The following is a 25,584-nucleotide window of genomic DNA, read 5'->3' as shown; positions in this document are numbered from 1 at the left end:
GCTGCCCGCCGGTATCGTGTTCGACCGGCCCAGCTCCGCGGAGCTGGCCGACTATCTGTGCGAGGAGCTGGGCGGCGCCCTGCCGGAACAGCGGCTGCCCCAGACGCTCTCCTCCCTCTACCGGCGGGTGTGCGAGACCGGCGATGTCGTCTCGGCGATGCACCTGCTGGTGACCGCCTCGCTCGCCGCGCCCGGCACACGCTCCCCCCGCTCAGGCTGGCCGAAGGCGCCGACGCTCCCGCGCTCGTGTGCTTCCCCGGCTTCTCCCCCGATCTCGGCAGGCCCTGGTACACGGCGATGGCCCCCTTCCTCGGCCGCAACGTCCTCGAGATCCAGCACCCCGGCGTCAACCGAGGGGAGGCGGTCCCGCGCGACTGGGAGACTCTCGTGGACCTCCATGCCGCTACGGTCCAAGAGCTCCTCGGCGACCGTCCGTACGCCATCCTCGGCTACTCGATGGGCGGCTACCCCGCGCACTCGGTGGCCGCCCGGCTCGCGAGGACCGGCACGCCGCCGACCGGCCTCGTCATCGTCGACACCTACCACGTCACCCCGGACCGCGAGGCCGAACCCTGGCTCCTGGCCTTGCCCGCCCGCCTCCCCCTGGAGATGGGCGAGCAGTTCGACACCGCCGTGGACGACATGTCCATGGCCGCTCTCGGGGCCTACACCCGCATGACCCGCGGCTGGTCCCCACAGCCGACGGGCGTCCCCACGCTGCTGGTCCGCGCCACGGAACCGATGCCCCTCCACAGCGACAGCAACGGAGGGGGCGCGGATTGGCGGACCTCCTGGCTGGATCCGTACGACGTCGTGGACGTCCCCGGCAACCACTGGAGCATGAACGAGGACCACGCACGCACGACGGCGGAGGCGGTCCGGGCGTGGCTGGGGACACTGGACGGCGCCGACGGGTAGCCCTGACCGTCACGACCGCAGGTGCGACCACCCAGGACTACCCCGAACCTAACGGACTGTCACTTCTTACAGAGAGGGACCGGTGACAGGTTCTCGACGTAGCGCGCCGACACGTAGCCGGGCTTGACGGCCAGCAGATACCACAGGTCGTTGCCGTCGACCTTCTGCCCGTGCTTCTTGCAGGACAGTTCGACGACCGAGCCCGGCTTGAGCGCGCCGAGGAACGTGGAGGCGGACTTGGGCTGCTCCCGGATCGACAGGGGCAGTCTGGAGACCACCTTGCCCTTCGGCGCGGCAGGTGTGGCAGCAGGCTCCGCGGTCGGCGCCGCGGAGACATCGACCCGGGTGGGCTGAGCGCTGTGTGCTCCGGCCGGGGCGGCGGCCAGGAGTGCCCCGGAGCCGGCCAGCAGGATCGCCGCACCCGCGGCGGCCGTGCGACGCATCGACAGATACATCATCTATCTCCCTTTCCATCCTTGAAGGCATTAACGGGAGGTACATGGCGTATGACCCACGGGAACGCGGAAGGGTTGCCCCGCAGTCGCACACCCGGCCCGGATCGGCATGCGCAGCCGACACGTTCCGGCCAGAAGGCGCCGGGCCCGATTGATTCCGGCCCCCCGCTCGTCGCCGAAGCGTTGTCAGTGGTCGGTGCGATGATCCCTTCATGCGGCGTGAGCACATGCCCTACCGCGGAGCGAGAAGAGGAAATCCTGTGCGCATCGTGATCAGTGAGTTCATGAGCCTGGACGGCGTCGTGCAGGCGCCGGGCGGAGCCGAGGAGGACACCGACGGTGGCTTCGCCCACGGTGGCTGGTCGCACCCGTTCTTCGATCCGGAGGTCGTGGGCGGCGCCTTCAGTGATGCGTTGACCAAGGCCGAGGCGCTGCTGTTCGGGCGCTGCACGTGGCAGACGATGGCCGCGGCGTGGCCCGAGCGGGCAGGCGACCCGTTCGCCGACCGGATGAACGCCATCCCGAAGTACGTCGTGTCCCGGACGCTGGGTGACGGCGAGCTGGCGTGGGACAACACCACGCGCATCCCGGGCGACCAGGCGGTCGCCCGCATCCGGGAGCTGCGCGGGACCGGCGGCGGCGACCTGCTGGTCATGGGGAGCCCCACCCTCGTTCGCACCCTCCTGCGCGAGGGCCTGGTCGACGAGCTCCGGCTCATGATCATGCCCGTGCTCCTCGGCGGCGGCAAAACGATCTTCCCGGACGACGGTGCGCTGCGCACGCTCGAGCTGGTCTCCACGGTCACCAGCGGCACGGGCGTGCACGTATGCACCTATCGGCCGGTCGCCGACAAGTAGGTCCGGCAGACACCCGCGCACCTGGCCGGACCAAGGACAACCCTTGGATCGCCATCGCGACACTGTGAGCGGATTCCCGCCAGTACCAGCACTCACGGTGCATAGTATGTCCGTATTTGCAATATATTAAGGAGGTTCCTCGGTGCTTGAAACCACCCGGCAGTTCGACCCACAGGCGTGAGCGGGCTCAGCCAGGGTGTGGTGCCGGCCTTGGAGCTGGACGACATCCAGGGCACCGTGCTGCGCCGTCGCCCGGACGACTACCACGGCGCCTATCTGCTGTACCGGATCGAGGATCCGGCCGCGACGAAGCGGTCACTGCGGGAGGTCCTGCCGAAGGTCACCAGCGCGGTGGACTGGGAGCAGCCCCGTCCGTTCACCCTCAACATCGCCTTCAGCTACCGGGGATTGGCCCGGCTGGGCGTGCCGCAGGACTCGCTCGCCTCCTTCTCCGAGGAGTTCCGGGCCGGCATGGCCGCCCGCAAGGAGGTGCTCGGTGACCTCGGCGCCAATGACCCCGGCAACTGGATCCCCCCGATGGGCGGCCCCGACGTACACATCGGCGTGATGATCATCGCGAGGACCGTCGAGGGGCTGCGCGAGCCGGTGGAGGCGGCGGGGTGTCTGGCCGGGGTGAGCCTGGTCTACCGGCTCGACGTCGGCGTCCCGGTCACCGGGCGCGAGCACTTCGGGTTCCGGGACGGCATCTCCAGCCCGTACCTGGTCGGCAGCGCCGACCAGCCGCTGCCCGGTCAGGACGCCGTCCAGCCCGGCGAGTTCGTCTTCGGCTACCCGGACGAGTCCGGGGCGCCGCCGAAGGGGCCGGTCCCGGACGCGCTCAGCCGCAACGGCTGCTATCTCGCCTTCCGACAGTTGCACGCCGACGTCGCCGGGTTCCGCCGGTACCTGCGCGACAACGCCCGCTCGCCCGAGGACGAAGAACTGCTCGCGGCCAAGATCGTCGGTCGCTGGCGCAGCGGTGCGCCGCTCGCGCTCGCGCCGGACCGCGACGATCCGGAGCTGGGCGCCGACCCGATGCGCAACAACGACTTCCGCTACCACGACGACCCACGGGGCTTGCTCGTGCCGCGTGGCGCCCACATCCGGCGCGCCAACCCGAGGGACGGCCTCACGGACACCGTGGTCGCGACCGGCATCCACCGTGTGCTGCGGCGAGGCGCCGCGTACGGCCCGCTGCTGCCCGACGGGGTGCTCGAAGACGACGGCGCGGAGCGCGGGATCATCTTCGTCTTCATGGGCGCCAGCCTGTCCCGGCAGTTCGAGTTCGTGCAGCAAGTGTGGCTCAACGGCGGCGACTTCGCCGGTCTCGGTACCGAACGGGACCCGCTGGTCGGCAACAACGACGGCACCGGCGTGCACACCATCCCGGCCCGGCCGGTCCGCCGCCGGCTCACCGGGCTGCCCCGGTTCGTGACCATGCGCGGTGGCGAGTACTTCTTCCTGCCCGGCCTCACCGCGCTCGAGTGGCTCACCACGCTGCCCGACCCGGCCGGGGACCCATCCATCACGCGACCCTCATCGACACCGGAGGACGACAGGTGACGCCGTCGAAGATGAACTTCACCCCTGTGCGGTACTCACCCGATGCCGTGCCACCGGAACCGGACTTCGACCGTCACCTGCAGCAGGCCATCGACGTCGTCGAGGACTTCGAGAGAGGCTCGGTGGAGGGCGAGGGCGAGAACCGCGCAGTGCGCTTCGCCCACGCGAAGGCGTACGGACTGGTGCGCGGCACGTTCGAGATCCTCGACGGCGTCCCGCCCGAGTACGCCCAGGGCGTCTACGGCAGGCCCGGGACGCACGACGCGCTGGTCCGCTACTCCAACGGGCTGTCCCACCTGGGCGCCGACCGGATGCTCGGCAACGTCGTGGGCATGGCCACCAAGGTGTTCGGGGTGGACTCCACCACCACCCTGCCGGACGAGGCCGCGAGCCACACCATGGACTTCAACATGATCAACGGGCCCGTCTTCTTCTGCAATACCGCGGCCCACTACACCTTCCTGTCGAAGCTCTTCGTCGACCTGCCGAAGTACCGGCTCGACGGCCGCCGGGGCAACCACCGGATGTACTACGACTGGGTGACCGGGTACGGCACGCTGCCGCCGGAGGAGTGGGCCTGGGACGAGCTCGGCGCAATGCTGCGGCTGGGCGCGCGGGCCCGCTGGCAGAACCTCCTCCTCAGCTCGTTCTTCTCCATGGGCGCGGTGCGCCACGGCGACTACATGGCCAAACTGCGCATCCGCCCGACGGACAGCTCGGCGGCCGGCGTACAGGCGCGTGACCTCGACCCGGCGAGCCGGGACGAGGTCTTCCGGCCCGCCCTGGTCGGCGAGCTGGCCCGGTCGGATTACGAGTTCGACTTCCAGGTGCAGCTGTGCGCGTCCCTGGAGACCATGCCCGTCGAGGACCTCACCGTCGAATGGGAGGAACACGAGTCCCCGTTCGTCACGGTCGCCAGACTTCGCTTCCCCCGCCAGGACATCGGCGGCGAGGACAACCTCGCCGCCGCCGACGCGCTCTCGTTCACGCCGTGGCGCTGCCCGCCGGAACACGTACCGATCGGCCCGATCCAGACCGTTCGCAAAGAGGTGTACCGGCGTTCGTCCGTGCTGCGTCACGAGCTGAACGGCCAGCACCGCGCAGAGCCGGCCGCGGCAGCCGACGTGCTTCCCGACCGGTCCTGACGCCTCTCGTCGAAACCTGTCGAACCTGTCGAACCTGTCGAAAGGGAACCCGGATGTACGACTTCGACCCGTCGACCTACCAGCCGATCTCCCCGGACGTGCCGGTCGAGGAGATCGCCAAGCACTTCCAGAGCCCCCGCACACAGACCGACGGCGTCGGGCTGCGAGCGGTGAACCGGTCCGAGTTCACTCTGCTCGCACCGGTCATCCAGCCCACCGGGCCCGCCGTCTTCCTGGAGCACGCCGAGAAGGCCTGCATCGAGGCGCCTTACTGGGAGAGCCGCCTCGGGACGGTCCACGATCTACGGGTCGCACTCGTCAACGACGGCCGGCACGTCCTGTTCTGCGCGACCTACAGCGACGAGTTCAAGCCCTACGTCGTCGACGTCATCCGCTTCGCCACCCCCTGGATCGACTACATGTTCACCGACGTCGCGGTGGGCTACCCGGGGCTGGCCTCCGATGACGCGATCCCCTACATCGCGAAGTACCAGGTGCAAGCCAACGTCTGGTACGGCGGCCCGAACCCGGAGGCCAGCCCCAAGGACATCGCCAAGAGCCTCGCGGTGGCCGCCGCGTTCGACAACCTGCTGGACGCCGCCCAGGACTGACCGCCCCTCCGGCTCGCTGCCCCGCGTGGCGGAGCGAGGCAGCCACAGGGACACACCGGCCGACTCTAGGACACGTGGGACCGGACCTCGTCCGCCAGCAATCGCGCGGCCGTGTCCGCCGCGCCGCCGACCAGCCGGGTACGGGTGAAGGCAAAGGCCAGGCCGCGCTCGCGGTCGGCGAAGGCGATGCTGCCGCCACTGCCGTGGTGGCCGAAGGCCGTCGGTTCACCGGCCATTTCGGGCAGGCCCAGGAAGTAGCCGAGCCCCTTGGCGTACCTGCCGAGAAGCATCCGGTCCTTCCCCTCGACCGCCACGCCTGCCACGAGCTCCAAGCGCTCCGGGGAGATCAGCCGCACGCCCTCGACCTCGCCCAGCAGCGCTGCGTACATGCGCGCGGCCGCCCGCGCAGTCGTGGTGCCTCCCGCGGGCAGGTCGGCGAGCAGGTATTCGCGGCGGTTGGCCAGCTCGGCCGTGGTCCACACGCTGCGGTTCGGCACGACGAGCTGGCGGAAGGGCACCGTCGACGGAAGGGCCTCCAGCCACGCCGCCCAGTTGCCTTCCACAAGCGGTGCCGTACGCGCCAGCTCGCTCTCGGGCAGGCCGAAGAAGAGCTCGTCGGACACGCCGAGCGGCTCCGCGACGTACGTACGCAGGGCTTCACCCGGAGTCAGGCCGGTGATCCGGCGCACCGTCTCACCGATGATCCAGCCGAACGTCCAACCGTGGTAGCCGCTGGCGGAGCCGGGCTCCCACAGCGGTTCCTGCCCGGCGACGATCGCGCACATGGTGTCCCAGTCGCACAGCTCGGCCGGTGTGATGGCGGCGGGGAGCTGCGGTACGCCGACAGCGTGGGTCAGGGCATGGCGGACGGTGGCCCGTTCCTTGCCATGGGCGCCGAACTCCGGCCAGTAGTGCGCGATCGGGGTGTCGTAGTCGATCAGCCCGCGCTCGGCGAGCACGTGAACCAGTGTGGCCGTGAAGCCCTTGCCGGTGGAGAAGCTGTGGATCAACGTGTCCGGACGGAGCGACGCACCATCGGACGGGTCGGCCACGCCCGCACAGGCGTCGACGATCAGCTCACCGTTCAGGTAGGCCGCGACCTGTAGGCCGCTCTCCTCGCCGGACTCCACGAGCCCTTCGAGGACCGCGCCGACTCGTGCCTGCACATCCGCGCTCGCGCTACGACTCACTTGTGCATCATGGCACCGTTCCGCGTGCCCAGCCCGGCACACGGTCGGAGACCGGCCGGGAGCCGGAGCCTGTCACATGAGTGCGGCGACGCCGTCCAGGATGCAGGTCAGGCCGAAGTCGAGGGGGTCGTCGTCGGTGTGGGCGAAGGCTCCGGCGGCGATGGCCCGGGTGAGGGCCGGGAAGCGTTCGCTGTTGCGGTCGAGGAGGTCGGCGGTGAGCCGGTCCCAGTCCTGGCTGCCGGCCTCGTCGTAGTCGAGGAATTGCTGGGTGACGCTGCGGATGTGGCTGAGGATCAGGATGACGGCGTCGTGCTGCTGCTTCGCGCTGAGGTCGGTGGGGGCGAGGGCCGCCAGGGCCGCGTCGAGCCAGGCGACCTGGTGGGGCCCCATGGCCTGGCGGCGCATGCCGGTGGCGGCCAGGAGCCAGGGGTGTTCGCGGTAGCGGTCCCGGCAGGCGCGGGCCCAGGCGGCGAGCTGGGGGCGCCAGCCTCCGGGGATGCCGGTGACGGTGGGCGGGTCCACGAAGGCGGCGTCGACCATGAGGTCGACGAGGTCGCTCTTGCCGGGGATGTAGCGGTACAGCGCCATGGTGGTCACGCCGACCGCTTCGGCCAGTCGCTGCATGGAGACGGCGTCCAGCCCCTCGGCGTCGGCGATCGCGATGCCCTGGCCGGTGAGTTCGGCGATGGTCAGCTTCGGCTTCGGCCCTCGGCGGGGCCGGTCCCGCTCGCCCCACAGCAGCGCCAGGCTCGCGTGCGGATCCCGCTTCTTGTCCCTGTTCGCCGGCATCGCAAGTCCCTTTGCTCGAAGTGCTGTCGGGGGTGGTGGCTACCCCTCCCCCAAGAACTGTGTATAAGATACACACCAGCTTCTGTGTACGTAATATACAGTTCTTGGGGGTTCTCATGCTCGGCACCGTCATCACCACCGCCGCCGCCACCGTCGTCGCCACTCCCGCGGCCGGCCTGCTCGCCCAACGCGGCCTGCTGCGGGCCCGCAACGCCCGCTTGATCCGCATCACCGACCCCCGCGGAATCGACGAGCAGTACCTCACCCCGATCGGCGGGATCGACCAGTGGCTCTCCATCCGCGGCGACGACATCTCCAACCCGGTGCTGCTGGAACTCCACGGCGGACCCGGCTCGGTCAACTCGATCTTCACCGCCCGCACCCGGGCGTGGGAGAAGCACTTCACGCTGGTGCGCTGGGACATGCGCGGCGCCGGCAAGACCCTCCGGCACGGCGGCGCCGAAGGGCAGGGCGAGGTGAGCTTCGAGCGCCTCCACCGCGACGCCCTCGAAGTCATCCACCACGTACGCACACGCCTGGGCGTGCAGCGGGTCGTGCTCCTGGGGCACTCCTTCGGCAGCGTCTTCGGCCTGCGCATCGCCCGCAGCCATCCCGAGCTGCTGTCCGCCTACGTCGGAACCGACCAGAACATCCTCGACGACGGACGCGACAACTCCGCCTACTTCGACGTCATCGAGCGGCTCCGTGAAGCGGGCAAGAAGAAGGAGCTCACCACCGTCGAGGCCATGGGACCGGACGCACGGAGCTGGACGGCGGAGCAGCACAGCCTCTACCACCGCTACAGCGCGGCCACCGACCCCCAGACGCTCGGCGCGCTGAAGTCGGTGGTGATGAAGTCCCTGTGGTACTCACCCCTCCACTCCCTGCGGGACCTGGGCACATTCTTCCGCGGCATGAAGCTGTCGGCGCAGGTGGTCCTCACCATCACCGGCTCCGACGACTGGGCCGACGGCACCCGCTTCGAGGTCCCGTTCTTCCTCTTCCAGGGAGCCCAGGACATGATCACTCCCCCCGAGCGGGCGCACCGCTTCTTCGACGACGTCCACGCACCCGTCAAGGACTTCGCGCTCATCGACGACGCGGGCCACTTCGCCGCGTTCAAGCACCCCGACCGCTTCCTCGACCTGCTGCTCACCCGCGTCCGTCCCGCCCTCGATACGGTCGGCGCCTTCTGACGCGGCACGGCAAGCACGCCGGGACGCCCGGCCCGCCGGATGGCTCGAGGGGCGCGCGGAGTCCGGCCGACATAGCCTGTGGTCATGGCATTGCACGGTGACCAGCACCCGCGCGGCGCCGGTCTGCGAGTGGCCGCCGATTCGCGGTACGGAGCCCGTGCGGTGGCCGTCCGGCCGTTCGCTTCCGGGCAGGTGCTGGCGCCCCTGGCGCAGGGGGTGTCGGTGCGTCAGCCGAGCAGAATGTCGTTGCAGGTGGATGTGGACCGTCACCTGGAGGGGCCGGGCATCGGGGATGTGAGGTACGTCAATCACTCCTGCGCGCCCACGGCGGTTGTCGACACCTCCGTGCTCGCGTTGCGGGCCGTGCGAGACCTGGCCGTCGGCGACGAAGTGACCCTTTTCTATCCGGCGACCGAATGGGAGATGGCGGAGCCGTTCACCTGCCTGTGCGAGGAGGATGTCTGCCTCGGCCGCATCTGCGGCGCCCGCGCTCTGTCCGGGAGCCGGCTGTCCGGCCATCGGCTCAGCCCGCATATCCGGCAGTTGATCTCCGAATACCGGTCGTAACCCGTTTCGCGGAAACGCCCGCACCGAATGCCCTTCAGATCAGGGGCTTGGCGAAACACCGGCTGCTGTCGTCGAGACGGTAGAGCCCGAACTTCGGCTCGACGGGCTCGTACCCACAGGAGACATACAGAGCGATCGCCTCGGGCTGCATGTCCCCCGCCTCCAGCACCATGCGTGTACGCCCCGCCTTCCGCGCGCTCTCCTCCAGCTCCGCCAGGATCCGCCGGGCCAGGCCCCGGCCGCGCGCATGGGGCACCACGTACAACCGCTTCAGCTCCGCGTCCCCGTCCGCGAAGCCCTCCGCGTTCCGCTCCTGCGACCGCCAGCCGCCGGTGGCGACCGGTGTGCCGTCGCCCTCGTACGCGACGACGAACAGGCCACCCGGCGGCTGGAAATGTGCCGGGTCCAGCGGAGTGAGGTCACTGTCGCCGTATCGCTCCACGTATTCCATCTGCACCTGATCGTTGAGCTTCAGGGCATCGGGGTGGTCGTATGCGACGGGCACGATCTGCATTCCAGAGATCGTACGGGGCGGGTGGGCCGGTGCCTCCTTCTGGCGTGGGTGCACGGACGCCGAAGCCCTCGAACGGGCCGCCCCTGGAGGGAATCGCCATGTCATGCGGTGTGTTGGCCGAGGCATGACCACTTTTGTTGTTCACCGTAACGGACGGGCGGCGACCGCCGAGCAGTTGGCGCCGCTCGCGTTCGCCGGCTATGCCCACTTCACTGCCATGCAGGTGCGTGGGGGCCGGGTCAGGGGCCTCGACCTTCATCTGGAGCGGCTGCGGGTCGCCTCCGTGGAGTTGTTCGGCCGGGCATTGCCCGACGACCGGATGCGCTCCTACCTGCGCGCGGCGCTGGAGGCCGGTCCGGCCGACCTCTCGCTGACAGCCACGGTGTACTCACCGGCGGGCGAATTCACCGCGGCCGGAGGGAATGTGGAGCCGGAGGTACTGGTCCGTACCGGACCGGCCGCATCCGGCCCGGAGGGTCCGCTGACACTGGCGACTGTCGAGTACGAACGGGTCCTCCCGGCCGTGAAGCACGTCGGCGAAGTGGCCAAGACGTACTTCCTCCGTCAGGCCGTCGGAGAAGGCTTCGACGACGCCGCCTTCGTCGACCGCCGAGGTCGGCTCAGCGAGGGGACGATCTGGAATCTGGCCTTCTGGGACGGCTCCGCTGTGGTGTGGCCCCTGGCCGGGATGCTGGGCGGAACCACGATGGGGATCGTCCGCCGGCAGCTGGATCGTCTCGGTGTGCCCCAGCGCGTCCAGGAGATCACGCTCGCCGACCTGCCGGCGCTGGCCGGTGGCGTGGTCATGAACTCGTGGACGCCGGGCGTGGCGGTACACCGGATCGGCTCTGTGCCCTTGCCCGAGGCGCCGTCCTTCTTGGAGTTGCTCCACCGGGCCTACCAGGCCGAGCCGCTCACCTCGCCGTGAGGGTTGATCCGACCGCATACCCGGGCTGAACACGGGAGTTCCCGGCCCCGGCCACCCTGCGGACCAAGGGCGTCGCGCCCCGCCGGGCCCTGTTCGTAATCGACAGGCACCGGCGCGGCGCACCCGGGGCTACGTCGGCCAGGCGGCCATGGCGATCTCGGCGAGCCGCTCCAGATCGGCCTGCCCGGGCTGACCGCCGGTCGCACCACTGTCGGCGTCGACTTCCCCGGCACCGGCGACACCCCCCGTTCGGCCACGCCCCTCGTCCTGGACGAGCTGGCCGACCAGCTCGTGGCCGCCGCGGTGGCCGAAGGCCTGGAGACCTTTGCGATCGCCGGCTACTCCCTGGGCACCGCCGTCGCGATCCGCGCCGCCACCCGCCACCCCGAGCGGGTCACCGCCCTGGTGCTGACCGCCCCGTTCGCCCGGCCCAACGCGCGACTGCGCCTGAACGCCGCACACTGGCGGGACCTCTACGTGTCCGGCGCCCACGCATCGCTGGCGCAGTTCCTCGTACCTCTGGCGCTCGGCGCTTCAGTGCTGGAAGCCGTACCCGCCGACGATCTGGACGCTCTGGTGCAGGCGACCGCCCGGACCCTCCCGCCCGGCTCGGCCGAGCACACCGACCTGGTCACCCGCGTCGACGTCCGCGAGGATCTGTCCCGCATCACCGTGCCGACCCTGGTGGTCTCCACGACCGAAGACCTCCTGGTCACACCCGATCTGCACCACGAAGTGGCCGACGCGATCCCCGGTGCCGAACTCGTCGGGATCCGGACCGGCCATCTGCCCTTCGCCGAGCGCCCCGACGAATGGCTCGGGCTCATCACCGCCTTCCTGGACCGGCCGACTCGCTGACGCCGGGCCGCGCCCTCCCGCGGCCGTTTCAAAGTCGCGGCCGGGTAGGCCGGTGTCAGCGCGCACCCCTCGTGACGGGCGGTACAACCGCCCGCGCGGTGGCGACAGCGGCTTCCTCCGTACGCTCGCTCTTGATCCAGCCCTTGCGGCGGATGGCCATCCGCCAAGCGGCTCGCCAGGCGGCGATGAAGCTGACGTAGATCCACAGCAGAAAGGCGTGGGAGTACAGGAGTGCCTTCCAGATCGGCAGATCGCCAGTGCGCCGCCAGTACAGCAGAGCCAGCGCGAGGTAGCCGACGGAGGACAGGGCGTACCAGCCGATGCCGCCGAGGACTTGGAGCCACAGCGGGCCGGACGGGAGCGTGAACAGCCCGGCGCCGTGGCCGCCCACGATCCGGAAGAGCACGTACTGCTGGACCACCGACCAGGGCAGGGTCACCAGGTAGGGGTTGAGGAGGTAGCAGGTGAGTTCCACCCGGGCCCATGGGGTGGCCCGGGAGCCGGCCCACAGTTCGGGCAGGCGCTTGACGGCGCTCATGTGGCCCTGGAACCAGCGGGTGCGCTGGCGCAGCAGGCGGCGCGGGTCGGTCAGGCCCTGCTGGGAGACGTAGGCGCCGGTGGTGGAGGTGACCGTCCAGCCGTGCACTGCCAGGCTGATGCCCAGGTCCAGGTCTTCGGTCAGGGAGTCGGACCATGGCTGCTCCCCGATGGTGTCCAGGGCGGACAGGCGGGTGAACTGGCCGTTGCCGCCCATGCTCACCGACCCCGTGGATACCCGGCCGAACTGGTTCATCGCGCTCAGTCCCCAGAACTCCAGGTCCTGCAGCCGCAGCGCCCCGTGGCCGCGGCCGCGGATGCGCACTGCCAGTTGCGCACCGCCGACGGTCGGCACGCCGAACAACGGAACCACCTGGGACGCGGCTCCTGGTGTCATCCGGCCGTCCGCGTCCAGCACGCACACCAGCACCCGCGCGGGATCCAGACCTTCGCACTCGACGCGACGACGCACGCAGCGCAGACCGGTGTTGAGCGCGGCCCCCTTCCCCAGCCGTGCTTCGGGCAGTGTCCTGGTCACCACGGTGATCCGGCCGGCGCCCGCGGACATGGCGCGGCGGGCCGTGGCATCGTCGCTGCCGTCGTCAACGACGATCACCCGGGTTCCCGGCTGGGAGGCCAGCAGGCCGCGGACCGTATGGGAGATGACCCGTTCCTCGTTCAGGCACGGGACCAGTACGAAGACGCTCCAGCCGGCCGGCAGCGCGGCGGGCGGCTGCCCGTCCAGTACGAGCTGGCTGCCCAGTGATCCGTCGGAGCGGCGGGCGAAGAGGACGCCCATGACGACGAGCGGTCCGTTGTAGAGCAGCGTGATCATGACGATGGCGAGAGTGGCGATTCGTGCGGTGGTCTCCCAAGGAATCACAGGAAGCCCTCCCTCACAGGGACGGTTCACGGCCGAGGAGGCCTGCCCCCGCTCGATGCCTCCTGCTCGTCAAACTGCCGATCGTCAGAAAAGCACCACACATCGGCAGCGAACAGCCGTCCGGCGCCGATTTCACCGGAACGGGGAGGTGGTACGCATATCCGTACGGACGGCCGTCGTCGACCGCCATGGCCGGGCGATGCCCGCCGGGATCACGACCGGACCCCCGGTAACTTTAGGTTAGCCTTACCTACCATGACCCTCGTTCATCTGGCCGCCTCGGCCGGCTACAGCATGCCTCCGCTCTGGAGGATTCTCACCAAATCGGGCTATTTCTTTGGCCTGTCCGGGGCCGTCGGTGCCACAGTGACGTACGCGGCAGCAGTCCGTCCGGCACTTCGCGCGCCGGAGAGCGAGCGCGGCGATGTCGCCGCCATGCGCCACCGGATCTCCGGTTACCTGGCGTGGGCCGGGGTCGCCCTGCTCGTGGCCGGATATTTCCAGCTCGCCGCCCGCGTGGCCCGGGCCGGCAAGGGCATGCCTTTCGGTGATGCCCTCATGCCGGGGCGGATCTGGGACTTCCTGCAAGCGCCCGCGGCGAAGGGTGCCTGGGTGGCCCAGGGCACGATCTACCTGGTCCAGAACGTCGTTCTGGTCCTGGCGTCCGCCGCGCTGATCGCGCTGTTCGTCCCGCGGGCGCGCCGGCACCTGAACACGCTGGCGCTGACCGCACTTCCTCTCTCCCTCGCAGTGTCGCTCATCTCGGCGATACCGGCCACCGCGCTCAAGGACGCGGACAAGGTGCTCGACCTCCTCTTCGGACAGGTCCACATCATCAGCGGCGCGGTGTGGACCGGCGGTCTGGCCCTGCTCGCCACCGTCGCAGGCACCCGCGGCCGGCTGAGCGAGAACGCCGGCGTCCTGTGGGCGGACCTCTGGCGCCGCTTCAGCCTGGTCGCGCTCATCTGCGTCGGTGCCGTGCTGACCTCCGGCCTGTGGATGAGCTGGAAGCACGTCGGCTCCATCGGACAGCTGTGGACGACCACTTACGGCTTCTTCCTCCTCATCAAGATTCTGTTGGTCCTCGGCATGGTGGCGGCCGGCGCCTTCAACCAGCTCTGGCTGATGCCCCGCATCGCCCGGGCCCGCCGCGCCGACTCCACCGCTTCCCTCCTGCACCTGACCCTGCGGCACTTCCCGAAGGTCGTGTGGGCGGAGGTTGCCCTCGGATGCGCCGTCCTGGCCGTCGTCCCGTTCCTCAGCGGCTCCGCCCGCTCCGAGGCCGGCGGCGCGCCGCCCGTCTCGGACGGGAGCATCTTCGCCGTGGGTGCCGCGCTGGTCCTCACGCTGGCGGCGTCGCTCTGCATCACGGTCAGGACCTCCGACGCCCTGTCCCGGCGCGAGGCCCTGGCCGCGCCCTGACGCGGGCCGATGTACCACCTACGGGCCGGCCGTCCGGAAAAGACTGCCGGCCCGTACGCGTACACCGCTCTTCCCCACCGCGAACCCTCATGTCACATCCCGGAGTCCCCTCCCGTCCTTCTCTGTGACAGTGGAACCGGACCCGGAGGTACGAGAGCAATGAACAGGCCGATCCTGGTAACCGGCGGCACCGGCACGCTCGGCCGCGCCGTCGTGGCGCGGCTCCTCGCCGACGACGTGGCAGTACGCGTGATGAGCCGCCGACCGCGGCGGGCGGACGACGACCGGCCGTGCGAGTGGGCGGTCTGCGACCTCGCCGACGGCTCCGGCCTCGACGCCGCCCTGACGGATGTGCGGACAGTGGTGCACTGCGCGACCAACGCGCGCAACGACGTGGCGACGACCCGGCGGCTGACCGAGGCCGCGCGGCGCTCCGGAGGCCCGCACCTCCTCTACATCTCGATCGTCGGCATTGACGAGGTACCGCTCCCCTACTACCGGTCGAAGCTGGAGGCCGAGCGGATCGTCCGGGAATCGGGGCTGCCGTGGACCGTCCTGCGCACCACGCAGTTCCACGACCTCGTGGCGACCCTGACCACCGTGCAGCGGCGGCTGCCGGTGGTGCTGACACCAAGTGGCGTACGTTTCCAGCCCGTCGAGGTGACGGAGGTAGCCGACCGCATGGCGGAGCTGGCCCAGGGCGCACCGGCCGGACGCGTGCCGGACATGGCGGGACCCGAGGTACGGGATGCCCGCGACCTCGCGAACGCCACGCTCCGTGCGGCGGGCCTGCGCCGACGGCTTGTGCCGGTACGGCTGCCGGGCAGGCTCGGCCGGAGCCTGCGCGCGGGAGCCAACCTCGCCCCGGACCGGGCCGTGGGCACGGGGACGTTCGAGGAGTACCTGGCCGCCCGTGCGCGTGCGGGCCGCCGGTTGTAGTGGCCGGTGATCCGACGTCGATGCGGCGCCCCGGGACGGAGTAGCCGGGGATGCCGGATCCCGTGGTGGAACGGACAGTGGAGGGCAGGAGTCAAGGGCCGGCGCATAGTGATCGACCTGCCCGTCGGGCGTGCGCCGCTCCGGCCGGCCGAAAGGGGCATGCCATGTCCGCGGAGCGTGCGAACGCCGACCCGCGTCCCCTCACCGCCCTGGTCACCGGGGCCACGTCCGGCATCGGCCGGGCGGTCGCCGAGCGGCTGGCCGCCGACGGAATGTCCGTCGTGGTGTCCGGCCGCGACGCCCGGCGCGGCGCCGAGACCGTCGAGGAGATCACCGCGGCCGGCGGCCGCGCCCGGTTCGTCGCGGCGGACCTGGCGGACCCGGCCGGTATCGACCGGCTCGCCGCGGAGGTCGGCGAGATCGACGTCCTGGTCAACAACGCCGGGCACGCCGTCTGGGCACCGACCGAGGAGACGGAGATCTCCGACTACGACGCGATGTTCGCCGGCAACGTCCGGGCACCGTTCTTCCTCGTGGCCGCCTTCGCCCCGGCGATGGCGGCGAGGGGATCGGGCAGCGTGATCAACATGGGCAGCATGGCCGGCACCCTCGGGCTGGCCGACGCCGCCGCGTACGGCGCGACCAAGGCCGCGCTGGCATCCCTGACGCGGAGCTGGACCGCCGAATACAGCGGCCGCGGCGTCCGCTTCAACACCGTCGCGCCCGGCCCCGTCTACACCCGGCCCGAGGCCCGCGACCTGTTCGACGCGATCGCCGAAACCACCGCGATGAAGCGCGCGGCCGAACCCGCCGAGATCGCCGAGGTCGTCGCCTTCCTCGCCTCGCCGAAGGCCGGGTACATCACCGGCGCGACCGTCGCCGTCGACGGCGGCCGCACCGCCATCTGAACCCTGACTCGCATGTGAATGTACAACGCCGCTGTACGTCCAAGACCATGTCCCGCATGGCTGTTGGCCGTTGGCGGGAGAGCAGGCCGCCGCGAACATGTGGGGTGTAGAGATGACGTCCGTTCCTCCTCGTCAAGGGCCGATTCGTGTCGGTGTCGTGGGTCTGAGCGCGAGCGGCGGGTGGGCTGCCACCGCTCATGTGCCGGCGCTGGCCGGGCTCGACGGATACGAGCTGCGGGCGCTCAGTGCCAGCAGCGACGAGTCGGCGCGTGCGGCGGGCGAGAAGTATGCGGTGCCGCTGGCCTTCGGCAGTGCGGAGGAGCTGGCGCGCAGCGAGGAAGTCGATCTCGTGGTCGTGACGGTGAGGGTCCCGCGGCACCTGGAGCTCATCCGGCCCGCGCTCGAAGCGGGCAAGACGGTGTTCAGCGAGTGGCCCCTGGGTGCCGACCTCGCACAGGCCGAGGAGCTGGCGGACCTCGCGCATCGCAGGGGCGTGCTGACGGCCGTGGGCCTGCAGGCCCGGTCGGCTCCGTCGCTGCGGTATCTGCGGGACCTGGTCGCCGAGGGCTACGTGGGGCGGGTGCTGTCGACCAGCATGCTCGGGTCGGGCGGCTATTGGGGCGCCACCTACGACGACGGCCATACGTACCTGCTGGACGCCACGAGCGGCGCCACCCTGCTGTCGATCCCCTTCGGGCACTCCGTCGACGCGCTCGCCATGGTGCTCGGGGAGTTCCGCGAGGTGGCGGCCCTCATGGAGAACCTGCGCCCCGAGGTCACCCACGTGACGAGCGGGGCGGTCGCGGCCAAGACCACCGAGGACCAGATCGCCGTCACCGGTGTGCTCGAATCGGGGGCCGTGGCCGCTGTGCACTTCCGTGGCGGCGCGTCCCGCGCCACCGGGTTCCATTGGGAGATCAACGGCACGGACGGTGATCTCGTCGTCAAGGCCGACCAGGCCCAGTGGTGGTGGGGACGGCTGCGGTTGTACGGCGCCCGGGGCGACGACGGCGACCTGACCGAACTCCCGGTTCCCGCCCGCTACGAGCGGTCGCTGACGCAATGGACCGGGCGATCCGCCGAGCCCGCCTACGGCGTCGCCCACGAGTACGCGCTTCTGCGCGACCAGATCACCGGGAGCCTTGCGCCGGACACCGACGGCGTTCCCGACTTCCGGCACGCGGTCCGGCGGCACAGCATGCTGGAAAAGATCCAAGAGGCGGCACGGACCGGCCGGAAGGTCACACTCACGGAGCACGGCTCGTAGCAGCGCGCCCTGCATGGCACCTGGACCGCAAGACCGTGCGGCGCGGGGACGCAGCGCACGCCTGCGCATCAGCGGTCTGCCCTGCCACACTCGGACGGAGGCTCCGCCCCGGCCGCGCGCCTCTGCGCTCTTTCACCTCCGTGGTCGGCAGAGGATGGTCGAGAGAAACATTTGCCGGTACCGAGTGAGGATGCCTCTGTGATCTCATTCCCCGTCCTGGCCCGCCTGTTGTCGGAACACTTCGGTTTCGAGGAATCGGAGCTGCGCCCGGAGGCCACCTTCGAGGAGTTGGAGATGGATTCCCTCGCTCTGGTGGAGGTCGCGGTGATCGTCGAGGACAAGCTCGGTGTACGGCTGCCCGACGACGCCGGCGGGCTGGGGCTGTCGACCACGCTGGCAGAGGCCGTGGAGTTCCTGCAGCGGGCCGGACGCCCCGTCGCCCTGTCGCCGTCCACACCGGACGCCGGCGAGCGCGAGCCGGCGGGCGACGTCGGCTCGCGGAGCGGGAGTTGAGCCGGACGCAGGTGGCCGTCACCGGACTCGGGCTGACGACCCCGGCCGGGCTGGGAGTGGAGACGGGGTGGCAGGCCCTCTGCGCGGGCGTGTCGACGGCGACCACCGACCCACGGCTCGCCGGGATGCCCGTGACGTTCTCCTGCCGGGTCCCGGACGGTGCCCTGGAGGCCGCGGTGGGGCGCCGGCTGGGCTGGCGCCTCGACCGGTTCATCCAGCTGGCGCTGGTGACCTCGCGCGAAGCCGTGCAGGACGCGGGGCTCGATCCGCTCACCTGGGAGGGGAGCAGGGTCGGAGTCGTCATCGGCGTCGGCACCGGCAGTCACGACACCTGCACACAGGCCTACGCGCACCTCGCACAGCGCCGCTACCAGGCGATCTCCCCCACCGCGGTCCCGCGGTCGGCGCCGAACATGGCGGCAGGCGAAGTCGGCATCGACTTACGGGCGTCGGGCCCCAACTTCTGCGTGAGCACCGCCTGTGCGTCCGGCGCGACGGCGATCGGGGTGGCCAAGACTCTTCTTCAGTCGGGGCTTTGCGACATCGTGGTCGCCGGAGGCAGCGAATCGGCACCGGCCTCGCAACTGGCCGTGGCGGCGTTCTGGCGCATGGGCGCCCTGTCCGTCCGCAACGACGATCCCGCGACGGCGTCGCGCCCTTTCGATACCGAGCGCGACGGGTTCGTCCTGGGCGAAGGCGCGGGGATCGTGGTCCTGGAGCGGCTGGAGCACGCGCGGGCACGCGGCGCGCGCGTCCACGCCCTGCTCGCCGGTTTCGGCGCCTCGGCCGATGCCTACCACTCGACGCGGCTGCACCCGGACGGCGAGGGTGCCGCGCGGGCGGTGCACGCCGCCCTGGCGGACGCGTCTCTGGCGCCCCGGGACATCGGGCACGTCAACGCGCACGCGACGGCCACGCGGCTCAACGACCTGGCCGAGGCCCGTATGCTGCGCCGGGTGTTCGGCACTCCGCCCGCGGTGACCGCGACCAAGGGCGCCCTGGGGCACGCCATCGGTGGGGCGGGCGCCATCGAGGCCGTGTGCTGCGTCCTCGCGGTGCGGCGGCAGTTGATCCACCCCACCGCCAACCTGGACCGGCTGGATCCGGAGATCGATCTGGATGTGGTCCACGAGAAGCCACGGCCGTGCCGCCTCGAGGCCGCGGCCAGCTTCTCCTACGGGTTCGGCGGCCAGAACGCCTGCCTGGTCTTCACCCGGCCGTGACGGGCACGCCGGTTCACCGGGGCGGCGCCTCCCAGGCGAAGGGCCGGGTGAGGGTGCGCGGCAGGTGGCGCAGCCCCCAGGCGGCGGCCTTGTACCGCAGGCTGGGGACGCTGAGGACGGCACCGCGCCGCAGGTGCCGCAGGGCCGTGCGGGCCACGTAGTCGGCGTCCAGCCACAGCCACGCCGGGGGCCAGGCCGTGCCGATGCCGGCGCGCTGGTGGAACTCGGTGCGGGTGTAGCCGGGGAGCAGCGCCATCAGCCGTACCCCTGATTCCCTGACCTGGCGCGAACGGGCCAGCGATTCGGTGAAGTTGACCGTCCACGCCTTGCTGGCGGGGTAGGTGGAGGCGAGCCAGGCGGGTCCCAGTCCGGCTACGCTCGCCACGTTGACGACGGCTCCGCGGCGGCGCGGGATCATCGCGCCGAGGGCGGCGTGGGTCAGGCGCAGCGTCGCGCGGACGTTGACGTCGAGGAGGTACTCCTCGTCCGCGACGGTGTTCGTGGAGAAGGACGAGGCGTAGCCCATACCCGCGTTGTTGACGAGCAGGTCGACCGGTGCTTCCCGGTCGGTGAGCCGTGCCGTGACCGCGGCGCAGCCCGTGGCCGTGGCCAGGTCGGCGGGGAGGACGTCCACGTGTGCGGCGCCCGCGGCGCGCAGCTGCCGGGCGGTCTCCTCCAGGTCCTTCCGGGTCCGGGCGACGAGGACGAGGGCGGTTCCTTCCCGTGCCAGGGCCCGGGCGAGTGCCTTGCCGAGACCTGCGGTCGCGCCGGTGACGAGGGCGGTGGCCACGGTTCCTCCAGTGCGGTACGGCGCGGGCGGCTCAGGGCAGCAGGTGACGGATCCCTGCGGCCCAGGTCTCGGCGGAGTCCTCGGTGCCGGGGAGCCGGAGGTGGCTGGTGTGCGAGGCGGTGAGACCGTTTTCCGGTAGAGCGAGGGCGGCCAGCGGCTCGCGGATGTCCGCGAACGCCGCGGTGACCGCGTCGAGTTGTTCCCGGGTGTGCGAGGCGCAGAAGCTCGCGCGCAGACAGGCGGGCGCGGCCGGAGGCATGACCGCGTTGACGTGCACACCGCGGTCCAGCAGGAGCTTCCAGGCGACGGCCGTGCGCAGTTCGTCACCGATGTCGACGGGTACGAGAGGGGTCTCGCCGGGCGGCACCCGGTATCCGAGTGCGGAGAGTGCGTGCCGCATGCGATGGGCGTTGTCGAGGGCGGCCCGGCCGCGCCAGGGTTCGTCGCGCACGATGCGCAGGGCCTCCAGAGCGGCGGCGGTGTTGGCCGGGCTGGCCCCGGCCGAGAAGACCAGGGGACGGGCGTAGTGGCGCAGGTATTCGATGACGGCCTTGTCGCCGAGGACGGCACCGCCGATGGAGGCGAACGCCTTGGAGAAGGTCAGGGAGATGACCGGTACGTCGTCGGTGAGGCCGTACTGCGCGCAGGTGCCGTGCCCTTCGGCGAGCACTCCGGCACCATGGGCGTCGTCGACGACCAGGGTGGCGCGGTGTTCGTGGCAGACACGGACCAGGTCGGGCAGGGGGCACAGGTCGCCGCGCATGCTGTAGACGCCGTCGACGACGACCATGCGGCCGCCGTTGCCCGGCAGGGCCTTCAGCCCGGCGGCGAGCCGGTCCGTGTCGTTGTGGGGGAACCAGTGGACCCTGGCGCGGCTGAGGCGTGCGGCGTCGACGAGCGAGGCATGGGCCTCCTGGTCGACGAGCACGTGGTCGCCGGTCCGGCACAGTCCGGCGACGGCACCGAGGCCCGCCTGGTAGCCGGTGGCGAAGACCAGGGCGGCGGGCTTGCCGAAGAACTGCGCGAGTTCGTCCTCCAGTTGCTCGTGCAGATCGAGGTTGCCGTTGAGCAGCCGAGAGCCCGAGGAACCCGTACCGTAGCGGCGGACCGCCTCGGCGGCGGCCTCGGTGACACGCGGGTCGGCGGCGAGCCCGAGGTAGTCGCCGGACCCGCAGACGATGACGTCCCGGCCGCCCACCGTGCGGGCGGCGCCCGGACCCCGGCCGGAGAACGCGGAGTAGAACGGGTACAGGCCGAGGCTCCTGGCCTGGCGGGAGCGGGTGAACGACGCACACCTGCCGACGATGTCCATGACTCGCCTCTCCAGCCTTCTCAACGGTCCTCGACGGTCTTCGACTGGTGCGGAGCGGGCTCAGCGGGGCCTGCGGGAACAGCGCTCGGCCTGCCAGGCCCGGACCTGGGCGGCGTGCATGCCCTTGCCCAAAGGCCCCTTGGGAACGGGCCCGCCCCGGAGGGCCAGATACCAGATGTACGGGTTCAGCCAATGGATCCACTTGTTGGGGTTGACGGCGAAGGCGACGACGGAGGCCAGCCGGTCGGCGGAGGATTCACGGAGGGGCGCTGCCAACGTGTGTCCTCGCTTCCGGGCCTGGATCCGCGCACGGAGGGCGCTGCTCCGGCACGTCCTTCACGGTCCCATCCGGGACCGGGCCCGCACCAGGGCGCTCGGGGGCGGACGGCGGGAGCGGTGTCCGGGGAACGGACGCCCCCTGCGGGCACGGGCGATGCACCGGCGCCTCCACCCTGCGGTTTCCGGCACGAAAGCCAGGGACATACGGCCATATGGGCACGCTCCCAAGGGCGTTCAGGAGGACAGGGCCATGAAGAACACGCGCTGTCGCCTGCCTCCGGGCCCCTCGGCACCGACCCTCGTCCAGTCGGTGCGCTTCCTGCGCGACCCCTACGCGATGCTGGCCGCACAGCACACCCGCTTCGGCGACGCCTTCACCCTGCGGCTCGCCGGCATGGGCGCCCTCGTCATGGTGAGCGACCCCGAGGGGATCCGGAACATCGTCGCCGCTCCCCCGGACATGCTGGCCGCGGGCCGGGCCCGGGGAATACTCGACGTGATCTACGGGACCCGCTCGCTGCTGACCCGGGACGACGGCGAACAGGCATGGCAACGCCGCTTCCTCATGCCGCTGTTCCACCGTTCCCATGTCACTCGCGGGCAACAGCTGGCGCTGGAGGCGACGCGCGAGGCCGTGGCGACCTGGCCGGCCGACCGGCCCTTTCCTCTCGTGCCCCGCCTGATGTCGATCACCACCGACGTCCTCATGCGGAAGTTCCTCAAGGCCGACCGGGACGAATCACTGCACGTCAAGGAACTCCTGCACGCGTTCATCGAATCCGCCCACCAGCCGCTGGTGTTCCACCTGCCACGGTTCCCGGCCAGGCTGTCCGCCGGGCCCTGGCAACGGTACAACCGCGCCCGCGACCGGCTGGACACATGCCTGCGGGAGCTCTGCGCCACACGCCGTACATCCCCTGGCACGGCGGACGACGACCTCGTGACCGCGCTGCTCCGGGCGGACAGGCCCGGCGGCGTACCACCACTGGACGACGACACACTTCGCGACCTCTTCGTGGTCGTGCTCGGCAGCGGTGCGGAGACCGTGACCTACAGCCTGGCGTGGGTCATGGAAGCCATCCTGGCGCACCAGGAGACAGCGGATCGCGCCCGGGCCGAGCTGCGCGAGGTGACCGGAGGCTCACCTCTCACCGTGGACCATCTGCCGCGGCTCCCCTACCTCACGGCGGCCGTCACCGAAGCGCTGCGCCTCTACCCGATCAACCCGATCGTGCCCCGTCGCGTGCTCGGGCCCGGATTCGCCGTCGCAGGCGTTCCCTTGCCCGCCGGTGTGCACGTCGCTGTCAACAGCTGCGGTGCCCACCGCCGGGCAGTGGCGTATCCCGACCCCTGCCGCTTCCGTCCCGAACGGTGGCTGGACACAAGGCCGGCCCCGTACACCTGGGTCCCTTTCGGCGGCGGCGCACGCAAGTGCATTGCCGCCTACTTCGCTCTGAACGAGCTCCAGGCCATGGCGGCGAGCCTCCTGCTCGAGGATGGGCTGCGCCTGGTCAATCCGGTGGTCAGCCCCGGCCGGCTCCTCGGTGACATGGTCGTCCCCTCGGAGGGGACGGTCGTGACCTTCACGTCCTGAAGCCACTTCGGCAAAAGTGGCCGTTCACCCCGCGATGGCGACGCTGATGGCCGCTGCGAAGCGGTCCGGGTACTCCAGCGGCGCGAAGTGCCCGGCCCCGTCCACGAAGTCGAGGGTGACATCGTGGAAGAAGTCGTCCAGCCGGTCCGACCAGCTCCTGGGGAAGAGCGGGTCGTGCTCGGGCCACAGCACGGTCGTCGGGACGGTGATCCGCTCCTCACGGGCGGGCGGCGTCTCGCCCAGCGCGCTCGCAACAGCGCCGGCACCCGCCCGGTACCACCCGATGGAGGCCGTGAACGCGCCCGGAGGGCCGTAGACGGAGACGAGGTGGTCGAGGGCGCCGGCGTCGGGAGTGAACGACGGACCCGACCAGTGGGACCAGAAATGCCGCAGATAGTCGCGCAGCGCCTCGGGGCGGCCGTCGAGCAGGTCCTCGGCCAGCGCCAGCTGGTGGAACGACTGGTACCAGAACTCCCGCTGCGCCTGCGGATCGAGGATCCGCCCGCCGATCCCGGGGAGCGGCGGCGTGACGACCAGCGCACGCACCAGCTCCGGGTGATCCCGTGCCACGGCCTGCGCGATGCGGCTGCCGATGTCGTAGCCCGCGATCACGGGCCGGGCCAGGCCCAGCTCCCGGATGAGCCCGGCCACGCTGCGGGCCTGGGCGGCGGCGCCGTACTGCTGCGAGGGGTCGGCGGCGTGCTTGTCCGATTCGCCGAATCCCCGGAGGTCCGGAACGACGACATCGCAGTTCCCGCCCAGCAGCGGCACGACGTCGCGGTAGTCCGTACGGTCGCCCGGCCAGCCGTGCAGCAGGACGACCGCGTCGCCGGAACCCGAGCGGTCATAGCCGATCCGAAAACCATCCACCGGTGTGCTGACGGGCACAGCTGCCTCCGACTTGAATCGATCGCGAAGGCCAACCTACAACTCGCCTCGGCACCCGGAAAGTGAGACAGAAGAGGCCGGAGGTGCCGAGGCGGTCGCTCAGTCGCCCTTGACGGCGAACGGTCCGCTTTCGCCGAAGACTTGCTCGGCGAAGTGCTCGCCTATGCGGCGGTGCCCGGCGGAGTCCGGGTGGAGCCGGTCGGGCAAGGGCAGCTCGGCGAAGTCCTGTTCGCCGTAGAGCGAGCGGCCGTCGAGGTAGTGCAGGTTCGGGTCGTCGGCGGCCCGCTGGGCGGTGATGCGGGCGAGCTCGTTCCGGATGATGGTGAGCGTCAGCCGCGAGCGGTCCGAGGGGTCGCCGACGGCCCGGAAGCTCAGGTTCGAGGCGCTGAAGTCCGGGGCGAGGGGGCCCGGGGTGTCCTCCTGGATGGGGCAGAGGATGGGGGACACGACCAACAGCGGCGTGGTGGGGTGCCCCTCGCGGATGGTGTCGAGGAAGCCGTGGACTGCCGGGGCGAAGCCGCGTACGCGCATCAGGTCCATGTTGACCAGGTTGATGCCGATCTTGAGGCTGATCAGGTCCGCGGGGGTGTCCCGCATGGCGCGCGCGACGAACGGGTCGAGCAGGGCGTTGCCGCCCAGCCCCAGGTTGATCAGCTCCACGCCGCCTCGGGCGGCGGCCAGCGCCGGCCAGGTCGAGGTCGGGCTGTCGGCGTTGGAGCCGTGGCTGATCGAACTGCCGTGGTGCAGCCACGCCCTGCGGCCGTGGTCCGGCGCGGCCTCGACCGGGGCGTCGGTGCGCAGGGCGATCAGTTCGACGACCTCCCTGTGCGGCAGCCAGATCTCCACGTCCTTCTCGTCCGCCGACAGCCCGGTGAACCGGGCGGTGCCAGCCGGGCCGGGACGGGTGACCATGGACTGGGTGACCATGTCGACGACGTTGACGTTGCCGCCCGCCACGCTGCATTGGCCGGTGAGACGGCCGTCGACGAGCAGGTCGTAGACGCCGTCGGGAGGGGTCGGGGCGCCCTGGTAGACCGTCTTCGTGGGCAGCACGTCCAGCTCGACGGCGGTGGCCCGGGTGCGGAAGGCCAGCCGTACGCCGGAGGGTTGGGCCTCGACCATGGCCAGGTTCCCGTCGGGGAACTGCTTGCGGGCCCGGGCGGGCAGCCGGTGCGGCAGCACGCCGCGCGCGGTGCGCTCCACGTCGAGGGCGCCGCGCAGCATGCGCGGTTCGATGGGCGTGGTGATCCAGTCGGTCACGTCGGTCCTTACGGGGTGGCAGTGCGGGAGACCCGCGGCCGGGAGGCACTCGCCACCGGCCACCCGGCCATGTCGACGGGGCCATGCCACCCTATCGACGGCCCGGCACGTCCCACGGCCGGACCAGGGGAAGCCGCACCTGCCGGCTCCGGTGATGCGAGCGGATGCGCGAGTGACA

Annotated in this window: 26 protein-coding genes; 16 read left to right on the top strand and 10 right to left on the bottom strand. The window is 71.0% G+C overall.

What is annotated here, in order from left to right; all coding sequences use genetic code 11:
• Positions 1 to 297: 297 nt before the first annotated feature.
• Positions 298 to 918, top strand: coding sequence for an alpha/beta fold hydrolase (locus ABD269_RS16510; RefSeq protein ID WP_344118541.1), 621 nt, complete (start codon positions 298 to 300; stop codon positions 916 to 918).
• A gap of 59 nt (positions 919 to 977) precedes the next feature.
• Here ABD269_RS16510 and ABD269_RS16505 read toward each other — a convergent pair whose 3' ends face one another.
• Positions 978 to 1,376 carry an SH3 domain-containing protein gene (locus ABD269_RS16505; protein WP_344118540.1) on the bottom strand — a complete coding sequence of 133 codons (399 nt, stop codon included), beginning with the start codon at positions 1,374 to 1,376 and terminating at the stop codon, positions 978 to 980.
• A 257-nt stretch (positions 1,377 to 1,633) separates the two neighbouring features.
• Here ABD269_RS16505 and ABD269_RS16500 point away from each other — a divergent pair, with 257 nt between their 5' ends.
• From ABD269_RS16500 to ABD269_RS16485, 4 genes are all read left to right on the top strand, one after another.
• Positions 1,634 to 2,230, top strand: a complete 597-nt coding sequence (locus ABD269_RS16500; RefSeq protein ID WP_344118539.1) for a dihydrofolate reductase family protein — start codon at positions 1,634 to 1,636, stop codon at positions 2,228 to 2,230.
• A gap of 177 nt (positions 2,231 to 2,407) precedes the next feature.
• Positions 2,408 to 3,793 carry a Dyp-type peroxidase gene (locus tag ABD269_RS16495; RefSeq protein WP_344118538.1) on the top strand — a complete coding sequence of 462 codons (1,386 nt, stop codon included), beginning with the start codon at positions 2,408 to 2,410 and terminating at the stop codon, positions 3,791 to 3,793.
• Between the two features lie 11 nt (positions 3,794 to 3,804).
• A complete protein-coding gene (locus ABD269_RS16490) occupies positions 3,805 to 4,938 on the top strand; it encodes a catalase family protein (protein WP_344118537.1) in 1,134 nt (377 codons plus the stop codon).
• 53 nt (positions 4,939 to 4,991) lie between these two features.
• A complete protein-coding gene (locus tag ABD269_RS16485; RefSeq protein WP_344118535.1) occupies positions 4,992 to 5,549 on the top strand; it encodes a hypothetical protein in 558 nt (185 codons plus the stop codon).
• Between the two features lie 65 nt (positions 5,550 to 5,614).
• Here ABD269_RS16485 and ABD269_RS16480 read toward each other — a convergent pair whose 3' ends face one another.
• Together ABD269_RS16480 and ABD269_RS16475 are read right to left on the bottom strand one after the other, a co-directional pair.
• The gene (locus ABD269_RS16480) at positions 5,615 to 6,739 is read right to left on the bottom strand and encodes a serine hydrolase domain-containing protein (protein WP_344118533.1); all 1,125 of its coding nucleotides are present in this window, start codon (positions 6,737 to 6,739) and stop codon (positions 5,615 to 5,617) included.
• Positions 6,740 to 6,811: 72 nt separating this feature from the next.
• Positions 6,812 to 7,528 carry a TetR/AcrR family transcriptional regulator gene (locus tag ABD269_RS16475; protein ID WP_344118532.1) on the bottom strand — a complete coding sequence of 239 codons (717 nt, stop codon included), beginning with the start codon at positions 7,526 to 7,528 and terminating at the stop codon, positions 6,812 to 6,814.
• A gap of 104 nt (positions 7,529 to 7,632) precedes the next feature.
• Between ABD269_RS16475 and ABD269_RS16470 the strand changes: the two genes are divergently transcribed.
• Both ABD269_RS16470 and ABD269_RS16465 read left to right on the top strand, forming a co-directional pair.
• Positions 7,633 to 8,724: an alpha/beta fold hydrolase gene (locus tag ABD269_RS16470; protein ID WP_344118531.1), complete on the top strand. Its 1,092-nt coding sequence runs from the start codon at positions 7,633 to 7,635 to the stop codon at positions 8,722 to 8,724.
• An 84-nt stretch (positions 8,725 to 8,808) separates the two neighbouring features.
• Complete coding sequence (locus ABD269_RS16465) at positions 8,809 to 9,291, top strand: SET domain-containing protein-lysine N-methyltransferase (RefSeq protein WP_344118530.1); 483 nt, start codon at positions 8,809 to 8,811, stop codon at positions 9,289 to 9,291.
• 34 nt (positions 9,292 to 9,325) lie between these two features.
• On the opposite strand, the gene ABD269_RS16460 is transcribed toward ABD269_RS16465, so the two are convergent.
• A complete protein-coding gene (locus ABD269_RS16460) occupies positions 9,326 to 9,805 on the bottom strand; it encodes a GNAT family N-acetyltransferase (protein ID WP_344118528.1) in 480 nt (159 codons plus the stop codon).
• 124 nt (positions 9,806 to 9,929) lie between these two features.
• Here ABD269_RS16460 and ABD269_RS16455 point away from each other — a divergent pair, with 124 nt between their 5' ends.
• Positions 9,930 to 10,733, top strand: a complete 804-nt coding sequence (locus ABD269_RS16455) for an aminotransferase class IV family protein (RefSeq protein WP_344118527.1) — start codon at positions 9,930 to 9,932, stop codon at positions 10,731 to 10,733.
• 174 nt (positions 10,734 to 10,907) lie between these two features.
• Positions 10,908 to 11,591: an alpha/beta fold hydrolase gene (locus ABD269_RS16450; RefSeq protein ID WP_344118672.1), complete on the top strand. Its 684-nt coding sequence runs from the start codon at positions 10,908 to 10,910 to the stop codon at positions 11,589 to 11,591.
• A 55-nt stretch (positions 11,592 to 11,646) separates the two neighbouring features.
• Here ABD269_RS16450 and ABD269_RS16445 read toward each other — a convergent pair whose 3' ends face one another.
• Positions 11,647 to 13,011 carry a glycosyltransferase gene (locus ABD269_RS16445; protein ID WP_344118526.1) on the bottom strand — a complete coding sequence of 455 codons (1,365 nt, stop codon included), beginning with the start codon at positions 13,009 to 13,011 and terminating at the stop codon, positions 11,647 to 11,649.
• A 255-nt stretch (positions 13,012 to 13,266) separates the two neighbouring features.
• On the opposite strand from ABD269_RS16445, the gene ABD269_RS16440 reads away from it, so the two are divergent.
• The 6 genes from ABD269_RS16440 (at position 13,267) to ABD269_RS16415 (ending at position 19,283) form a co-directional block, all read left to right on the top strand.
• Complete coding sequence (locus ABD269_RS16440) at positions 13,267 to 14,433, top strand: copper resistance D family protein (RefSeq protein ID WP_344118525.1); 1,167 nt, start codon at positions 13,267 to 13,269, stop codon at positions 14,431 to 14,433.
• 159 nt (positions 14,434 to 14,592) lie between these two features.
• Complete coding sequence (locus tag ABD269_RS16435; RefSeq protein WP_344118524.1) at positions 14,593 to 15,372, top strand: SDR family oxidoreductase; 780 nt, start codon at positions 14,593 to 14,595, stop codon at positions 15,370 to 15,372.
• A gap of 164 nt (positions 15,373 to 15,536) precedes the next feature.
• Positions 15,537 to 16,280 carry an SDR family NAD(P)-dependent oxidoreductase gene (locus ABD269_RS16430; RefSeq protein WP_344118523.1) on the top strand — a complete coding sequence of 248 codons (744 nt, stop codon included), beginning with the start codon at positions 15,537 to 15,539 and terminating at the stop codon, positions 16,278 to 16,280.
• 97 nt (positions 16,281 to 16,377) lie between these two features.
• Positions 16,378 to 17,547, top strand: coding sequence for a Gfo/Idh/MocA family protein (locus ABD269_RS16425; protein WP_344118670.1), 1,170 nt, complete (start codon positions 16,378 to 16,380; stop codon positions 17,545 to 17,547).
• A gap of 198 nt (positions 17,548 to 17,745) precedes the next feature.
• A complete protein-coding gene (locus ABD269_RS16420) occupies positions 17,746 to 18,060 on the top strand; it encodes an acyl carrier protein (RefSeq protein WP_344118522.1) in 315 nt (104 codons plus the stop codon).
• Complete coding sequence (locus ABD269_RS16415) at positions 18,057 to 19,283, top strand: beta-ketoacyl-[acyl-carrier-protein] synthase family protein (RefSeq protein ID WP_344118521.1); 1,227 nt, start codon at positions 18,057 to 18,059, stop codon at positions 19,281 to 19,283. Before ABD269_RS16420 ends, ABD269_RS16415 begins: the two co-directional genes overlap by 4 nt.
• Positions 19,284 to 19,296: 13 nt before the next feature.
• On the opposite strand, the gene ABD269_RS16410 is transcribed toward ABD269_RS16415, so the two are convergent.
• From ABD269_RS16410 to ABD269_RS16400, 3 genes are read right to left on the bottom strand one after another with little or no spacing between them, the layout of a single operon-like run.
• Positions 19,297 to 20,073: an SDR family NAD(P)-dependent oxidoreductase gene (locus ABD269_RS16410; protein WP_344118520.1), complete on the bottom strand. Its 777-nt coding sequence runs from the start codon at positions 20,071 to 20,073 to the stop codon at positions 19,297 to 19,299.
• Between the two features lie 31 nt (positions 20,074 to 20,104).
• Entirely contained in the window at positions 20,105 to 21,385 is a 1,281-nt protein-coding gene (locus ABD269_RS16405; protein ID WP_344118519.1) for an aminotransferase class I/II-fold pyridoxal phosphate-dependent enzyme, read from the bottom strand.
• 60 nt (positions 21,386 to 21,445) lie between these two features.
• Positions 21,446 to 21,661 carry a hypothetical protein gene (locus tag ABD269_RS16400; RefSeq protein WP_344118518.1) on the bottom strand — a complete coding sequence of 72 codons (216 nt, stop codon included), beginning with the start codon at positions 21,659 to 21,661 and terminating at the stop codon, positions 21,446 to 21,448.
• 253 nt (positions 21,662 to 21,914) lie between these two features.
• Between ABD269_RS16400 and ABD269_RS16395 the strand changes: the two genes are divergently transcribed.
• The gene (locus ABD269_RS16395; RefSeq protein ID WP_344118517.1) at positions 21,915 to 23,258 is read left to right on the top strand and encodes a cytochrome P450; all 1,344 of its coding nucleotides are present in this window, start codon (positions 21,915 to 21,917) and stop codon (positions 23,256 to 23,258) included.
• Between the two features lie 24 nt (positions 23,259 to 23,282).
• Here ABD269_RS16395 and ABD269_RS16390 read toward each other — a convergent pair whose 3' ends face one another.
• A complete protein-coding gene (locus ABD269_RS16390) occupies positions 23,283 to 24,146 on the bottom strand; it encodes an alpha/beta fold hydrolase (RefSeq protein ID WP_344118516.1) in 864 nt (287 codons plus the stop codon).
• Positions 24,147 to 24,245: 99 nt separating this feature from the next.
• Positions 24,246 to 25,370: a GDSL-type esterase/lipase family protein gene (locus tag ABD269_RS16385; RefSeq protein ID WP_344118669.1), complete on the bottom strand. Its 1,125-nt coding sequence runs from the start codon at positions 25,368 to 25,370 to the stop codon at positions 24,246 to 24,248.
• Between the last annotated feature and the right edge of the window lie 214 nt (positions 25,371 to 25,584).

The sequence above is a fragment of the Streptomyces blastmyceticus genome, assembly GCF_039521185.1.
Lineage (GTDB): Bacteria > Actinomycetota > Actinomycetes > Streptomycetales > Streptomycetaceae > Streptomyces > Streptomyces blastmyceticus.
The sequence above is the reverse complement of the archived record's forward strand: the minus strand, read 5'-3'. Positions and strand labels throughout refer to the sequence as shown.

Excerpts from the sequence above, each read along its gene's own strand:
- ABD269_RS16510 (WP_344118541.1), top strand. The coding sequence starts at position 298 with ATGGCCCCCTTCCTCGGCCGCAACGTCCTCGAGATCCAGCACCCCGGC.
- ABD269_RS16505 (WP_344118540.1), bottom strand. The coding sequence starts at position 1,376 with ATGATGTATCTGTCGATGCGTCGCACGGCCGCCGCGGGTGCGGCGATC.
- ABD269_RS16490 (WP_344118537.1), top strand. The coding sequence starts at position 3,805 with ATGAACTTCACCCCTGTGCGGTACTCACCCGATGCCGTGCCACCGGAA.
- ABD269_RS16485 (WP_344118535.1), top strand. The coding sequence starts at position 4,992 with ATGTACGACTTCGACCCGTCGACCTACCAGCCGATCTCCCCGGACGTG.
- ABD269_RS16475 (WP_344118532.1), bottom strand. The coding sequence starts at position 7,528 with ATGCCGGCGAACAGGGACAAGAAGCGGGATCCGCACGCGAGCCTGGCG.
- ABD269_RS16465 (WP_344118530.1), top strand. The coding sequence starts at position 8,809 with ATGGCATTGCACGGTGACCAGCACCCGCGCGGCGCCGGTCTGCGAGTG.
- ABD269_RS16460 (WP_344118528.1), bottom strand. The coding sequence starts at position 9,805 with ATGCAGATCGTGCCCGTCGCATACGACCACCCCGATGCCCTGAAGCTC.
- ABD269_RS16455 (WP_344118527.1), top strand. The coding sequence starts at position 9,930 with ATGACCACTTTTGTTGTTCACCGTAACGGACGGGCGGCGACCGCCGAG.
- ABD269_RS16440 (WP_344118525.1), top strand. The coding sequence starts at position 13,267 with ATGACCCTCGTTCATCTGGCCGCCTCGGCCGGCTACAGCATGCCTCCG.
- ABD269_RS16435 (WP_344118524.1), top strand. The coding sequence starts at position 14,593 with ATGAACAGGCCGATCCTGGTAACCGGCGGCACCGGCACGCTCGGCCGC.
- ABD269_RS16430 (WP_344118523.1), top strand. The coding sequence starts at position 15,537 with ATGTCCGCGGAGCGTGCGAACGCCGACCCGCGTCCCCTCACCGCCCTG.
- ABD269_RS16425 (WP_344118670.1), top strand. The coding sequence starts at position 16,378 with ATGTGGGGTGTAGAGATGACGTCCGTTCCTCCTCGTCAAGGGCCGATT.
- ABD269_RS16405 (WP_344118519.1), bottom strand. The coding sequence starts at position 21,385 with ATGGACATCGTCGGCAGGTGTGCGTCGTTCACCCGCTCCCGCCAGGCC.
- ABD269_RS16395 (WP_344118517.1), top strand. The coding sequence starts at position 21,915 with ATGAAGAACACGCGCTGTCGCCTGCCTCCGGGCCCCTCGGCACCGACC.
- ABD269_RS16385 (WP_344118669.1), bottom strand. The coding sequence starts at position 25,370 with ATGCTGCGCGGCGCCCTCGACGTGGAGCGCACCGCGCGCGGCGTGCTG.